The sequence below is a fragment of the Nonomuraea salmonea genome (genome assembly GCF_042428605.1).
Taxonomy (GTDB): Bacteria; Actinomycetota; Actinomycetes; order Streptosporangiales; family Streptosporangiaceae; genus Nonomuraea; species Nonomuraea salmonea.
In genome coordinates this window covers 289229-304252 of sequence record NZ_JBHMCF010000012.1, presented here as the reverse complement: position 1 = coordinate 304252, position 15024 = coordinate 289229, and the positions used below count along the sequence as shown (strand labels likewise).

Annotated in this window: 4 protein-coding genes; 1 reads left to right on the top strand and 3 read right to left on the bottom strand. The window is 75.4% G+C overall.

The window, feature by feature from the left end; genetic code table 11:
- The first annotated feature begins 6 nt into the window (after positions 1-6).
- Positions 7-867 carry a 16S rRNA (adenine(1518)-N(6)/adenine(1519)-N(6))-dimethyltransferase RsmA gene (rsmA, locus tag ACFFR3_RS17825; protein ID WP_379483456.1) on the top strand — a complete coding sequence of 287 codons (861 nt, stop codon included), beginning with the start codon at positions 7-9 and terminating at the stop codon, positions 865-867.
- On the opposite strand, the gene ACFFR3_RS17820 is transcribed toward rsmA, so the two are convergent.
- The 3 genes from ACFFR3_RS17820 to ACFFR3_RS17810 are packed head-to-tail and all read right to left on the bottom strand — an operon-like array spanning position 864 to position 14943.
- Positions 864-1925: a threonine ammonia-lyase gene (locus ACFFR3_RS17820; protein ID WP_379483455.1), complete on the bottom strand. Its 1062-nt coding sequence runs from the start codon at positions 1923-1925 to the stop codon at positions 864-866. The genes rsmA and ACFFR3_RS17820 overlap by 4 nt on opposite strands.
- Positions 1922-10108 (bottom strand): non-ribosomal peptide synthetase/MFS transporter, encoded by an 8187-nt coding sequence (locus ACFFR3_RS17815; RefSeq protein ID WP_379483454.1) that lies wholly within the window; start codon positions 10106-10108, stop codon positions 1922-1924. Before ACFFR3_RS17815 ends, ACFFR3_RS17820 begins: the two co-directional genes overlap by 4 nt.
- Entirely contained in the window at positions 10105-14943 is a 4839-nt protein-coding gene (locus ACFFR3_RS17810) for a non-ribosomal peptide synthetase (protein ID WP_379483453.1), read from the bottom strand. The genes ACFFR3_RS17815 and ACFFR3_RS17810 overlap by 4 nt, the downstream gene beginning before the upstream one ends.
- Positions 14944-15024 lie beyond the last annotated feature (81 nt).

Here is a 15024-nt window from a genome sequence, read left to right as displayed (position 1 = left end):
TCTTCGATGCGGGAGACTGGTTGGATGATGAGGCTGTTGGGCCCTGCAGAAATACGTATTTTGGCGGACAAGCTAGATCTTCGTCCGACAAAAAAGCTCGGGCAGAACTTCGTGATCGACGCCGGAACGGTCCGGCGCATCGTCCGCGTCGCCGATCTCTCCCCTGACGACGTGGTCATAGAGGTCGGGCCCGGCCTCGGCTCGCTCACCCTCGCGCTGCTGCCGTCGGCCGCTCACGTGGTCGCCGTCGAGATCGACCCGGTGCTCGCCGCCCAGCTCCCGCTCACGGTCGCCGACCGCGCCCCCGCCGGTGACCTCACGGTGGTCAACGCTGACGCGATGAAGGTCACAACCGACGACCTGGCCGGCCACGAGCCCACGGCGCTGGTGGCGAACCTGCCGTACAACGTGGCCGTTCCCGTGGTGCTGCACCTGCTGGAGGTGCTGCCGTCCCTGCGCAAGGGGCTGGTCATGGTGCAGTCGGAGGTGGCCGACCGCCTCGCGGCCGGCCCCGGCTCCAAGGTGTACGGCGTGCCGTCGGTCAAGGCCGCCTGGTACGCCGACGTGCGCAGGGCCGGGCCGGTCGGCCGCAGCGTCTTCTGGCCCGTCCCCAACGTCGACTCAGGGCTGGTGTCCCTGGTCCGCCGCGACCCGCCGCCCACGACGGCCACCCGCGAAGAGGTCTTCGAGGCCGTGGACGCCGCCTTCGCCCAGCGCCGCAAGACCCTCCGCGCCGCCCTGGCGACCTGGGCCGGCAGCCCGGCCGACGCCGAACGCGCCCTCCGCGCCGCCGGCGTGGACCCCTCAGCCCGCGGCGAGCAGCTGGACGTCCACGCCTTCGCGCGCATAGCCGAGCACCGTCCCTAACCCTGCTCGACGACCTCAGGCCGCATCAGTGGCCGCGTGCCGGTCGCGACGTCGCCTCCCGGCAGGGCCGTCGGCGCCGCGCTGGTCGCGACGTCGCCCCCCGAAAGGGCCGCCGGCGCCGTGCCGGTCGCGACGTTGCCGCCCGACAGGATCGCGACGACCGGTCCAGGCGGCAGGTGTGCCCGGTGGGCGAGGTAGCCGGCCGTGGCGACCGCGCCGCTGGGCTCGGCGCGTTCCCCCAGCTCCCGCTGGAGCAGGCGGGCGGCGGCGCCGATGGCGTCCTCGGTCACGGTCACCATGTCGTCCACGTACCGGTGGATGTGCTCCCAGGCCAGCGCCCCCAGCACGGGAGCGCGCAGCCCGTCGGCCCGCGTGCGGTAGGTCAGCTCCACCGGCCACGCCGTCCGCGTACCCGACCGGAAGCTGGCCGCCCCGTCGGCGGCCAGCTCGGGCTCGACGCCGATCACCCGGATCGCCGGGTCGGCGGCCTTGACCGCGACCGCGATCCCGGCGAGCAGCCCGCCGTTGCAGACGGGCACCAGGACGGACCCCGCGTCCGGCAGGTCGGGGACGACCTCGGCCCCCGCGCTGCCGTGCCCGGCGATGACGTCGAAGGCGTCGGAGCCGATCACGGTGGCGCCGAACCGGTCGGCCAGCGCCAGGCAGGCCTCCTCCCGCAGGGCGGGCGGCACGATCACCACCTCGGCGCCGAGCCGGCGCGCCGCGCTCACCTTCAGCTCGGGAGCGGTGTCCGGCAGCACGACGGTCGCCCGCAGCCCCTGCTCGGCCGCCGCGTACGCGATGGCCTGGGCGTGGTTGCCCGACGACTGCGCGATCACGTGCCGTACGCCCTGCCTGGCCAGCCGGACGACGGCGTTGACCGCGCCGCGCACCTTGAACGAGCGGGTCGGCTGCCGGTTCTCCGGCTTGACCCAGAGCCGTTCGCCGGGCAGCCGCAGCAGGGGGGTGCGCCGCACGTACGGCGCGATGCGGGCCGCCGCCGCCCGGACGTCGGCGGCGGTGACCAGCGTCGTGCGCAGCACGTCTTCCACGCTCACGCGCTCAGCACCCTCTCCTGGATGGCGTCCAGGTCGGCCGCGGCCTCGGACGGCGGCGCGGCGTCGGGGACGACGTCCTCCAGGTGGTGCAGCGGCCGGTAGCGCAGCCCCAGCAGGCCCCACGCCACCAGGAACACGCCGCTGGCCAGCAGCACCGCTCCCGCGCCTCCGCCGGGCCCGTCGGTGAACCGCCCGGCCCACTCCGCCAGCGGGTCGGCGGCGAGGAAGCCGATCGGCTGCATGGCCGTGGCGATCATGATGTTCACGGCGAGCACCCGGCCCTGCAGCTCGGGGCCCACCTTGACCTGGATGATCGACAGCCAGTGCGCGTTGCCGATGCTCATGCACGCCAGCCGGATGAACAGCCCGGCCGCGACCAGCCACACGACCGGCCACACGCCCATGAGCACGACGCCGATCCCCGACCCGGCGACGAAACCGATCATGCCGGTGGCCCGGCGCCTGGTACCGCCCCACACCAGCACCACGCCGGTGCCCAGGGCCGCGCCGACGCCGCCGACGGCGGTCACCACGCCCAGGTCGGCCGAGTCGCCGATGGACAGCACGACCGGGGTGACGAGCACCCACATGAGGGCGGTGCAGAAGTTCACCACCGCGAAGTAGAGCGCCATCACCAGCAGCGGCCGCCGCCTGCGCAGGAACCGCCAGCCGCCGGTGAGCGCCGCCGTGAACGTCTCCTCGCGCCGGTGGAACAGCCGGTCGGGGAAGCGCACCAGCAGCAGCGTCACCACGCCGACCACGAACGTGGCCACGTCCACGGCCACCACCGCCGACAGCCCGAACAGGCCGATCAGTGCGCCGCCCGCGAGCGGCGCGACCACGTTGCCGATGCCGAAGCCCACGTTCGCCAGCGCGTTGGCCTGCGGCAGGTACGGCTTGGGCACCAGCTGCGCCACCGCCGCCAGCCACGCGGGCTGCTGGAACGCCGTCACGACCGAGGTCACGCCCACGATGGCGCAGACGTTCCAGAACCGCAGCTCGCCGGTCATCAGCAGCAGCACCAGCGCCACCATGGCGAGCCCGGACAGCGCGTCGCAGGCCAGCATGATCTTGCGCCGGTCGATCCGGTCGGCCAGCGCGCCGCCCAGCGGGGTGAGCAGCACGGCCGGGATCTGCGCCAGCATCGTGACCAGCGCCAGGTCCAGGATCTCGCCGCTGAGCTGGTAGGCCCACACGCCGAGCGCGAACGAGCTGAGCGCCGTGCCGAGGCCCGAGACGATCTGCCCGGCCGCCACCGTGTAGAAGGGCCACAGCCTGGTGCGCTCCGGCGGGCGTACCGGATCGGGCAGTGCGCCCGCCGACCAGCGCGTCAGGCGCTCCAGCACGAGGGCGGCCAGCGGCTCGGCCTGGTGACGCAGGAAGTAGTGGCCGGCCCTGGGCAGCACGGCCCGCTCCACCCGGGGCGAGAACGCGGCCCATTCGGCGTAGCGCTCCTCGTGCAGCTCGGTGGCGCGGTCACGCTCACCGACCAGGCTGAGTATCGGGGCGCGCAGCGGCGCACCCTCGCCGGCCAGCTCCCGGGTGAACCACTCCTGCGCCTGGTCGGCGTCGTGCCGCATCGCGCGTACGGCGGTGCGCTTGGCGTCCTCGTCCATGTCGTCGAGCAGGCCGCCCGAGGCGCGCAGCGCGTCGCGGAACATCCGGTCCGACACGAAGCGGTCGCCGCCGAACAGCCGCCTGATCGCGCCGGGCAGCCGTGCGGCGGGGAAGCTCGCGGCGGCGATGACGCCCAGCACGGGCACGCCGTCCGCCTCCAGCCGGCGCGCGAGCGCGACGGCGGCCGCCGAGCCCACGCAGTGGCCGTAGATCGCGACCGGCCCCGACGCGCTCGCCGCCACCTCGGCGGCCAGCACGTCCACCAGCTCCTCCAGCGGCAGCGGCGGCTCGTCGGGGCGGGCGGGGTCGTGGCCGGGCAACTCGGCGGAGAGCACCTCCACCCGGTCGCCCAGCGCCTTGGCCAGCGGCTGGTAGACCACCGCCGAGCCGCCGCCGTACGGCACGCACACCAGCGTGAACTCGCTGGTCCGCCCGCCGCCCAGGCGATGCAGCAGCCCGCCCCGCTCCTCGGCGCCGTCCTCGCGGCCGAGGAACGCGGCCAGATCGGCCACCGTGGGCCTGGTGAACAGGTCGATCACCCGCAGCCCGCGGCCTATCCGGGTGACCGCGCGGACCGCGGCGAACGAGTCGCCGCCGAGGGCGAAGAAGTCGTCGCCCGCTCCCACCCGCTCCACGTCGAGCACGTGGGCGAAGACCCCGGCGACCAGCTCCTCGTTCGGCGTCGACGGCGGCGCGTACGCGGCCTGCTCCGCCACCGGCTCGGGCAGCGCGGCCCTGTCGATCTTCCCGTTCGGGTTGAGCGGCAGCCGGTCGAGCGCCACGACGTGCGCCGGCACCATGTAGTCCGGCAGCCGTTCGCGCAGCGCCGAGCGTACGGCCGCGGCCTCCACGGTCGCGGGCGTCACCCACGCGGCGAGCTGCCTGGCCCTGCCCTCGCCGACGGGCAGCACCACGGCCTCGGCGACCTGGGGCAGCGCCCGCAGCGCTGTGGTGACCTCGCCCAGCTCCACGCGGTAGCCGCGGACCTTGACCTGGTCGTCCACCCGGCCGCGGAACTCGATCTGCCCGTCGGAGGTGACGCGCAGCAGGTCGCCGCTGCGGTAGCAGCGTCCGTCCCCGGTCAGCGGGTCGGGGACGAACCGCTCCGCGGTCAGCTCGGGCCGGCCGATGTAGCCGCGGGTGACGCCGGGGCCGCCGACCACCAGCTCACCGGGCACCCCCGGCGGCACGGGGCGCAGCGCCGCGTCCACCAGGTGGCCGTACACGCCGGGCAGCGGACGGCCCAGCGGCACGATGCCGGTCCGCCGGTCGGCCGGGATCTCCTCGGTGTCGCACACCAGGCAGATCATCGTGGACTCGGTGTGACCGTAGTGGCTCTGGAGCCGCAGCCCTGGCCGGGCCGCCCTGGCCCGCTCCACCAGGTCCCACGGGCACGCCTCGCCCGCCAGGATCAGCAGCTCGCGCGGCAGCACGGCGGCCAGGTCGCCGCCCGAGGCCAGCAGCTCCAGGTGGCTCGGCACGCACTTGACGACGTCCACCCGGTGCTCGGCCAGGTAGCCGGCGAACGCCGCCGGGTCCATCGCGGTCTCGCGCGGCACCAGGTGCACCGTCCCGCCCGTGGTCAGCGCGCCGAACACGCAGGTCAGGCCGAAGTCGGCGGCGGGCGTCGAGACCACCGCGAACGACCCGCCCGGCACGCCGATGCGCGGCAGCATGCCGCCCAGGTAGTTGAGCACGCCGCCGTGCTCGGCGGCCACCGCCTTGGGCGTGCCGGTCGACCCTGACGTGAAGATCACGTGGTGCAGGTGCTCGGGCCGTACGTCCACCTCGGGGCGGGTGTCGGGCAGGGACGGCAGCCGGTCGAGCGCCAGCACCCGCCTGCCGTCCCCGATCAGCGGCGCGAACTCGCTCACCGTCACCGCGGCCCGCACCCCGGCCGCCTCCAGCATCGCGGCGATCCGCGCCGCCGGGTACGCCGGGTCCATCGGCAGGTAGCCGCCGCCCGACTTCTGGATGCCGAACAACGCGCACGCCAGGTCGGCCCCCGGCTCCAGCAGCACGCCGACCGGCTCGTCCGCGCGTACCCCGGCGTCCAGGAGCCAGTGCGCGATCCGGTTCGCGGCCGACTCGAGCTCCCCGTACGTCAGGGCCCGGTCGCCGCCCACCACCGCGGGGGCGCCGGGCGTCTCGTCCACCCAGCGCTCGATCAGGTGGTGCACCGCCCCGGCGGGCGGCTCGGGCGGCGGCCCTCCGTCCACGACAGGCCCGGTCACCGGCTCCAGCGGCACCGCGCCCACCGGCGCGTCCAGGTCGGCGAGCAGTCCGTCGAGCAGGGAGACGTACCAGCGGGTCAGCTTGTCCGCCGTACCAGGCTCGAACAGGTCCGTCCGGTACGCGAGCCCGCCCCGCAGCGGCGCGCCAGGACCCTCGTCCACGACGTGCCAGCTCAGGTCGAACTTGGTGGTCAGCTCAGGAAGCTGGATCTCGGACGCCTCCAGCCCCGGCAGCTCGGGCCGGGCCACGCCGGAGATGTAGTTGAGCATCACCTGGAACAGCGGCGTGGCCGCCAGGTTCCGCTCCGGCCGCAGCCGGTCCACCACCCGGTCGAACGGCGTGCCCGCGTGCGCGAGCGCGCCCAGTGCGGACTCCCGCGCGCGGGCCAGCAGGTCGCGGCCTGTCGGGTCGCCGCCCACGTCGGTCCGTACGACCACGGTGTTGAGGAAGCAGCCCACCACCCCTTCGGTGTCGGGGTGGTCGCGGCCGGAGACCGGCACGCCGACCGCGATGTCCGCGGTCGCCGACAGCCTCGCCAGCAGCGCCTGCAGTCCGGCCAGCAGCACGATGAACGGCGTGGACCGGTACGCGGCGGCCACCGCCCTGACTCGCTCGCTCAGCGCGGCCGGCAGCTCCAGGTCCAGCGCGGCACCGCCGGGGTCGGGAACGGCGGGGCGCGGGCGGTCGGTGGGCAGGTCGAGCACCGGCGGCACGCCGTCCAGGTGCCCGGCCCACCAGTCCAGGTCGGCCGGGTCGGGGACCGGCGACACCTCGGCGTACTGCGCGGGCGGCGGGGCCAGCGGGGGGCGCAGGCCGAGGCGGGCGGCGTACAGGCTGGACAGCTCGTCGAGCAGCAGCCCGCGCGTCCACGCGTCGGTGGCGATGTGGTGGAAGGTGAGCGACAGCACGTGCTCGCCGTCATCCCCCGCATCGGCTCCCGCGTCATCCACGGCCAGCAGGACCGCGCGCATCGGTGGCTCGCGGTCAAGCGCGAACGGGGTCGCGAGGTGCGCGGCCAGCACGTCCCCGACCTCCGGCCGGGTCACGCGGGCGGTGGACACGGGCACCTCGCCGGCGTCACGTACCACCATCACGGGCTCGGCTCCGGAGGCGTCCACCACACTGCGCAGCACGTGGTGCCGCTCGGCGAGGTCGCGTACCGAGCCCAGCAGCGCCTCCACCCGCAGCGGGCCGCGCAGCCGCAGCGCCACCGGGACGTTGTACGCGCTGCTGTCCGGTTCGAGCTGCGCCAGGAACCACAGCCTGGCCTGCACCCCGGACAGCGGCACCGGCCCGTCCACCGGCGCCCGCCGCACCCGCTCGGCGCCGGCCGGGCGGGGGAGCGCGGCGGCCAGGTCGGCCAGCACCGGGTGCTCGAACAGCAGCCGCACCGGCACCGCCGCGCCCAGCCGCTCCCGCAGCCGCCCGGCCACCCGGGTCGCCGCGAACGAGTGCCCACCGAGCGCGAAGAAGTCGTCGTCCGCCCACACCTCGGCGAGCCCGAGCACGTCGGTCCAGACCTCGCCCACCAGGCGCTCCGCCGGAGTGCCCAGCGGCACCCGCACCGCGGGCCCCGCCTCGGGCTCGGGCAGCGCGGCCCGGTCCACCTTGCCGTTCGGGGTGAGCGGCAGGGCCTCCAGCACGCCGATCGCGGCCGGCACCATGTAGTCGGGCAGCCGCTCGCGCAGCGCCGCCCGCACCTCGGCCACGTTCACCGTCGCCGGCGTCACCCAGGCGGCCAGCCGCCGCTCCAGGCCGGCGCCGACCGGCTGCACGTACGCCTCGGCGACCTGCGGCAGGGCACGCAGCGCGGCGGCGACCTCACCCAGCTCGACGCGGAAGCCGCGGACCTTCACCTGGTCGTCGATCCGGCCCAGGAACTCGACCAGCCCGTCACCCGTCACCCTGACGCGGTCGCCGGTGCGGTACCAGCCATCGGTGAAGCGCTCCGCGGTGAGGTCGGGGCGGCCCAGGTAGCCGCGCGCCACGCTGGGCCCGCCGATCCACAGCTCGCCAGGCACGCCGGCCGGCAGCGCCCGCCCCGACCGGTCGGCGACCCGGCACACCACGCCGGGCAGCGGCCGGCCCAACGGCGCCCGCCCGGGGGCGCTCTCGCTCGCGTCGCAGGCCAGCACCGACACCGTGGTCTCGGTGGGGCCGTAGTGGATCTGCACCTCCAGGCCGGGCCGCGCCTCGCGGACCCGCGCCACCAGGTCCGCCGGCACCGCCTCACCGGCCAGGATCAGCAGCTTCCGCGGCAGCGCGGCGGTGCCGAGGAGTTCGAGCTGGCTGGGCACCATCTTGATCGCGTCCACCGGGTGCGCCGCCAGGCGGGCGGCGAACGCGGCCGGGTCGGTGGCCGTCTCGTGGTCGATCAGGTGGAGAGTGGCGCCCGTGGTCAGCGCGCACCACACGTTCGTCATGCCGAGGTCGGCCGCGGCGGTGGACACCAGCGCGAACGAGGTCAGCCCCTCGGGGAGCGCCTCGGCCACCGCGCCGAGGTAGTGCGTGATGTGCCGGTGCTCGACCGCGACCCCCTTCGGCCGCCCGGTCGAGCCCGAGGTGTAGATCACGTACGCCAGGTGCTCAGGCCGTACGGCCACGTCGGGACGTTCGCGCGACCCGTCCGCGGCGGCGGCGAGCTCGGCGTCCGTGACCACGATCCGCGCCCCGGCGTCGGCCACCACCGCCTCGTTGCGCCGCTCCGGGTAGACCGGGTCGAGCGGCAGGTAGGCGGCGCCCGCCTTGAGCACGCCGAGCATGGCGACCACCAGCTCGGGCCGCCGCTCCAGCAGCACGCCGACCGGCTCGTCCTGGCGCACCCCGCGCGCCAGCAGCCAATGGGCCACCTGGTTGGCGCGGCGGTCCAGCTCCGCGTAGCTGAGCGAGCCGACCGCGACCGCGTCGGGGCGGGCGTCGGCCACCCGCTCGACCAGCGCGTGCAGCGGCACGTCCACGGTCAGGTCCGTGGCGGGGCCGCGCAGGTCGTCGCCGGCCGGCAGCCGCACCGGCGCGCCGGGGTCGGTGAGCATGCCGTCGAGCAGCTCCAGGTACCAGGCGACGAGGCGCCGCACGGTCGCCTCGTCGAACAGGTCGGTCCGGTACCGTAACTCGCCCGAGAAGCCGGTGCCGTCGTCGCCCAGCTCCAGGTTGAGGTCGAACTTCGCGGTCGGCGCGGCCGTCGTCCCCGCCTCGACCTCCAGCCCGGGCAGCGACACCGGCGCGCCCGTCTCGTAGACGTTCAGCATCACCTGGAACAGCGGCGTGACCGCGAGGTTCCGGTCCGGCTGCAGCCGCTCCACGACCCGCTCGAACGGCGTGCCGGCGTGCGCGTACGCGTCCAGCGCCGCCGTACGCGCCCGCGCCAGCAGCTCGGCGCCCGTCGGATCGCCCGCGGTGTCGCCGCGCACCACCAGCGTGTTGACGAAGCAGCCGACGACCCGCTCGGCGTCGGGGTGGTGACGTCCCGCGTGCGGCACGCCCACGGCGATGTCGTCCACGCCGGACAGGCGGCTCAGCAACGCCTGCAGACCGGCCAGGAACACCATGAAAGGCGACGTCCCCGCCACCGCGCGCACCTTCGCCGCCAGCGGCGCCGGCACCTCGACCGGCACCGCCGCGCCCGCCCACCCGGGGACGGGCGGGCGCGGGCGGGCGAGCGGCAGGTCGAGCACCGGCGGCAGGCCCGCCAGGTGCCCGGCCCACCAGTCGAGGTCGGTGTCGGGCCGGTCGGCCTCCCACGCGGCGACGTCCGCGTACTGCAGGGCGGGAGGAGCGGGGGGCGGCTCCAGGCCGAGGCGGGCGGCGTACAGGCGGGCGAGGTCGTCCAGCAGCACGCGCTCCGACCAGGCGTCGGTGGCGATGTGGTGCAGGGTGAGCGCCAGCACGCACTCGTCGCCGGCGACCCGGAACACCGTCGCGCGCAGGGGTGGCTCGGCGTCCAGCCGGAACGGCCGCCAGGCGTGCTCATTGAGCTCGCGCTCCAGGTCAGCCGGGTCCACGACGGGCACGTGCACGTCACCGACGGGGCGTACCCGGCCGTCCTCGATCACGCCGCGCAGGATCCAGTGCCGCTCCGCCAGGTCCGCGACCGCGCCGGTGAGGGCGTCGACGTCCACCGGGCCGCGCAGCCGCAGCGTCAGCGGCACGTTGTACGCCGCCGTGTCCGGCTCCAGCTGGGCCAGGAACCACAGCCGCTCCTGCGCGGGCGACAGCGGCATGTCCGTGGCCGACGTCGCCGGGATGCCGGGGGCCTTCTCCGCCTGCTTCAGCGCGGCCGCGAGCCTGGACCGGACCAGGCCGGCGATCCGGTCCTCACGTACCTCGGTCATCCCTCGTTCCCCTCCGTCAGCTCAGCGGCCAGCAGCTCCTCAAGCGCGGCGGCGAAGCCGGCCAGCACCGGGCGGTCGAACAACAACCGCACCGGCACCGCGACCTGCAACATCTCGCGCAGGCGCGCGGCCACCCTGGTCGCGGCGAACGAGGCGCCGCCGAGGGCGAAGAAGTCGTCGCCCGCCCAGACCTCGGGCCGTTCGAGCACCTCGGCCCAGACGGCGGCCACCAGCAGCTCGGCGTCGGTGGCCGGCGCGACCCGTGCCGGGTCGGGGCCGGTGTCAGGCTCGGGCAGCGCGGAGCGGTCCACCTTGCCGCTGGACAGCGTGGGCAGGGCCGGCAGGGCGACCCAGCGGCGCGGCACCATGTGGCCGGGCAGCTTGGAACGGGCGTGCCGCTCGATCGCGGCCAGGTCCGCCGTCTCCGGCGTGACGTAGCCGACCAGGTGGGCGTGCGCCTCCGTGCCCATCTCCGTGCCCGTCTCCGTGCCCGCCACGGTCACCGCGGCCTCGGTGACCTCGCGCAGCACGGCCTCGATCTCGCCCAGCTCGATCCGGTAGCCGCGGACCTTCACCTGGTGGTCGCGGCGGCCGTGGAACTCCAGCGTCCCGTCCTGCCGCCAGCGCGCCAGATCGCCCGTACGGTAGCAGCGGCCGCCCGGCGCGAACGGGTCCGCCACGAAGGCGGCCTCGGTCAGGTCGGGCCTGCCCCGGTAGCCGCGCGCCACGCCGGCCCCGCCCAGCAGCAGCTCGCCGACCGCCCCCGGCGGCACCAGCCGCAGGTGCGCGTCCACCACGTACGCCCGCTCACCCGGCATCGGCGAGCCGATCGGCACCCGGTCGCCCTCGTGCGGGCGCACCCGGTGCAGCGTCGAGGTGACGGTGGTCTCGGTGGGGCCGTACGCGTTCCACAGCTCGCCGACGCGCGGCAGGATCTGCTCGGCCAGCGCCGGGTCCAGCGCCTCACCGCCGGCGACGGCGCGCAGCCCGGGGCCGCCCGTCCAGCCGGCCGCCAGCAGCATCCGGTACGACGTAGGCACCAGGTCGACCACCGTGGCCCCGCTCGTGGTGATCAGCTCCGCCAGCGCGTGCCCGTCCTCGGCCGTGGTCCTGTCCACCATCACGGACGTGCCGCCGGCGGTCAGGACGCTCCACAGCTCGGAGGCGAAGGCGTCGAAGCTCAGCGGCGAGACCGCGGGCTGTACGTCGTCCGGGCCGAGCCGGAGGGTCTGGATCATGCCGGCCACGAGTGCGGCCAGGCCGCCGTGGGTGACCTCGACGCCCTTGGGGGCGCCGGTGGAGCCGGAGGTGTAGGTGAGATACGCCAGATCCTCGGCACCGACCTCGGGCAGGTCCGCATGGGGACCCGCCGCCAGCCGATCCGCATCGAGCATCACCGGCCCGTCCAGTACCGCTTGAGACGCGCCCGCTTGAGACGCGCCCGCTTGAGACGCGCCCGCTTGAGGCGCGTCGGCTTCGAAGGGCGCTTCAGATGGCACTTCTGAGGGCGTTTCGCCGCGAGTGAGCACCACGCGGGCGCCCGCGTCCGCGGCCAGCAGGCGCAGGCGCTCGTCCGGGTGGTCCAGGTCGAGCGGCAGGTACGCCGCTCCCGCCCGCCACACGCCCAGCAGCACCGCGGGCACCATCAGGTCACGCGGCACGCGGACGCCGACCACGTCCCCCCGAGACACCCCGTGCGCGAGCAGCCCGGCCGCGATCCGGTCGGCGCGGTCGTTCAGCTCGGCGTGGCTCAGCGTCGCGCCGTCAGGACCGACCACCGCCGTCCCCGTCGTGTGCGCGGCGAGCGCCACCGGCACCGCCGGCACGTCGTCGGGCAGCCGCGGCCCGGCCGCGCGGGCCAGCAGCGCGGCGCGCTCGTCCGGGGTGACCCGTTCGAACGCGGCGATCCCCTGGTCAGGCTCGGCCACGGCTCGCCGCAGCAGGTACAGCAGCCGGTCGAGGTACGCCTCGGCCGTCTCCCTGCAGAGCAGCGCGACCGCGTACTCCAGGTGCAGCTCGGAGCCCTCGACCGTACGGTTGACGAGGACGCTGAACTCGTGCACCGCCGCGCCTGAGCCCACCTCGGTCAGCAGGTCGAGACAGCCGGCCCGCACCGGCACCTCGGCGTGCTGCATGGCCAGCAGCACGGGGGAGCGGGGCAGCTCGGCGGGCGGGATCTCCTGATGCACGAGCGCCCGCGTCGCGGCCTCCCCGGCCTGCCTGACCAGGTCGCGGAAGGTCGGCGCGGCGTCCGGCCGCAGCCGTACCGGCACGGTGTCGATGAGCGGCCCGACGATCCTGGCCAGCTCCGGCTCGGCGCGCCGCGCCGCGACCATGCCGACCAGCGTGTCGGCCTCTCCGGCGGCCAGGGCGAGAGCGGCGAGGTACACCGCGTACGGGGTCGTGCCGCACGCTCGCGCCAGCGCCGCCACGCCGTCCGTGAACTCCTCGGGCAGCGCCCTGATCACCCGGCCCGTCGTCAGATCGGCGGGCGGCGGCCCCGCCACCGGCGCGCCCGCCAGCTCGTCCCGCCAGAACTCCCGCAGCCGCTCAAGGTCAGGCCGGTCCTCCTGCTCGCGTACCGCCACGTCGCCGAGCTGCACCGCGGGCTCGGGAACGTTCTCTCCCGCCAGCTCGGCGGCCAGCTCCTCCATCAGCACGCCCACGGAACCGCCGTCGAAGGCGAGGTGATCGGTCACGAGCACCAGCTCGGCCACGTCGTCCCCCGCGGGGCAGAGGCTCGCGCGCAGCAGCGGCACCTCGCTCGTCACGTCGAACACGTGCTCCGCCGCCGTCCGCGCCACCTTCACCGGGTCAGCGCCCGCCGGGTGTTCGACCAGGGGGACGGCGACGGGCGGGTGCACGACCGCGTACGGGAGGCCGTCCTCGCCGACCGCGACCGTGCTGCGCAGGGCCTCGTGCCGGCGCAGGACCGCGTCGAGCGCCGAGCGCAGCGGCGCGCTCCCGCCGAGACCGCGCACGCGCAGCCGGACCGACACTGTGGTGACCGGGCTGTGCGGGTGGAGCTGGCGCAGCGTCCAGAACTCGCGCTGCGCGGCGGTGAGCGGGTGCCGGGTCGCGCCGGTCCGCCGCAGCGGCGCCGAGCCTGGCTCGCGCAGGCGCGCCGCCAGCCCGGCCGCGGTCGGCTCGATCAGGAACGAGGCCAGCGGCACGGTGTGCCCGAGCCGCCGGGACAGCTCGATCACCACCCGGGCGGCGGCCAGCGAGTGCCCGCCCAGGTCGGCGAACCGGTCGTGCACGCCCACCTCGGGCAGGCCCAGCACGTCCGCGATCACCTCGGCCACCAGGCGCTCGTCGTCCGTGCGCGGCGCGACAGGCGCCTCGCTCCCCGTACGAGCGGGACGCAGCTTGGGCAGGGCCGCGCGATCCACCTTGCCCATGGGGGCGATCGGCAGCTCGTCGGCCACGCCGATCCTGGCCGGGACGAGGTGGTCGGGCAGGCGGTCACGCAGCCAGCCGCGCAGCTCGGGCTCGCTCACGCCCGGGGCCTCCACGTGCCCGACGAGGTAGGCGATGCCGTCGTCGTCCGTGTGCGCGAGCACGACCGCGCGGCGCACGGCGGGGTGACGTTCCAGCGCCGACTCGACCTCGCCCAGCTCCACCCGGTAGCCGCGGATCTTGACCTGGTCGTCGGCGCGGCCCACGTACCGCAGCTCGCCGTCCACCCACCGGACCAGGTCGCCGCTGCGGTAGACGCGGGAGCCGTCCGGCTCGGTGCGGAACGCCTGCGACTCGTGGCCCAGGTAGCCACGGGTCACGCCGGGGCCGCCGATCCACAGCTCGCCCACTTCTCCGTCCGCAACCGGTCCGCCGTCGGCGTCGCGGATGCTGAGCAGCGCGTTCGCCATGGGGCCGCCCAGCGGCGGGTCGCCCTCGTGGCCGCGGCGCACGTCGTACATGGTGCTGCCGGTGGTGCACTCGGTGGGGCCGTACATGTTGAGCACGCGGCGCACGCCCGGGTTCGCGAACGCGCGCTCGACCAGGGAGGCGGTCAGCCGCTCGCCACCGGACAGCACCATGCGCACGCCCTCCGGCAGCGGCTCACGCAGCAGCACCGACAGCGCGGACGGTACGCCGAAGACCGTGCGCACCTCGTCGCGGGCCGGCAGCGTCGGCAGCGCCAGGATGCTGTCCGCCATGATCACGGTCCCGCCCGCGGACAGCGGGGTGAAGATCTGCGTGATCGAGGCGTCGAAGCAGATGGAGGAGCCGGCCAGCATGCCGCTCAACTCCTCTGCCGTGTAGTTGGCCGCCTCCCAGCGCACCAGGTTCAGGGTGTTGCGGTGCTCGACGACCACGCCCTTGGGCCGGCCGGTGGAGCCTGAGGTGTAGATGACGTACGCGGCGTCACTGGGCTCGCCCGGCACCTCGGGGCCGTGCTCGGCGGGCGTCGTGTCGTCGACGAGCACGGTGGCGGCGCCGGTCAGGGACGCGGTGTCGCGCTTGACGGCCGAGGTGACCACCACCTGCGCGCCGGAGTCCTCGGCCATGAAACGTAACCGCTCCGCCGGGTAGGCCGGGTCGAGCGGCACGTACGCCGCGCCCGCCTTCAGCACCCCGATCAGCGCGGGCACCAGCCACTCGTCGCGGTCCAGGCAGATCCCCGCCAGGTCGCCGCGCCCGACGCCCCGTGCCTTCAGAGCGTTGGCGACCCCGTTGGCCATGCGGTCGACCTCGGCGTAGGTGAGCCGCTTCGTGCCCGCGACGACGGCGACGCGATCGGGCGTGCGCCGGCGCTGCGCTTCCAGGGCCTCGTGGAGCCGGCCGGGCAGGCCAGTGAGAGGGCGGTTCGCGCCCGTCGCATCCGTGTTCATATGTCCTTCTTTCGAGCAAGGGTCGAACGTGCCCGGGTGGGCGGCTGGGCCCGCTCCTCCAGAGCGGCACGCGGGCCCCGG

Excerpts from the sequence above, each read along its gene's own strand:
- rsmA (WP_379483456.1), top strand. The coding sequence starts at position 7 with ATGCGGGAGACTGGTTGGATGATGAGGCTGTTGGGCCCTGCAGAAATA.
- ACFFR3_RS17815 (WP_379483454.1), bottom strand. The coding sequence starts at position 10,108 with ATGACCGAGGTACGTGAGGACCGGATCGCCGGCCTGGTCCGGTCCAGG.
- ACFFR3_RS17810 (WP_379483453.1), bottom strand. The coding sequence starts at position 14,943 with ATGAACACGGATGCGACGGGCGCGAACCGCCCTCTCACTGGCCTGCCC.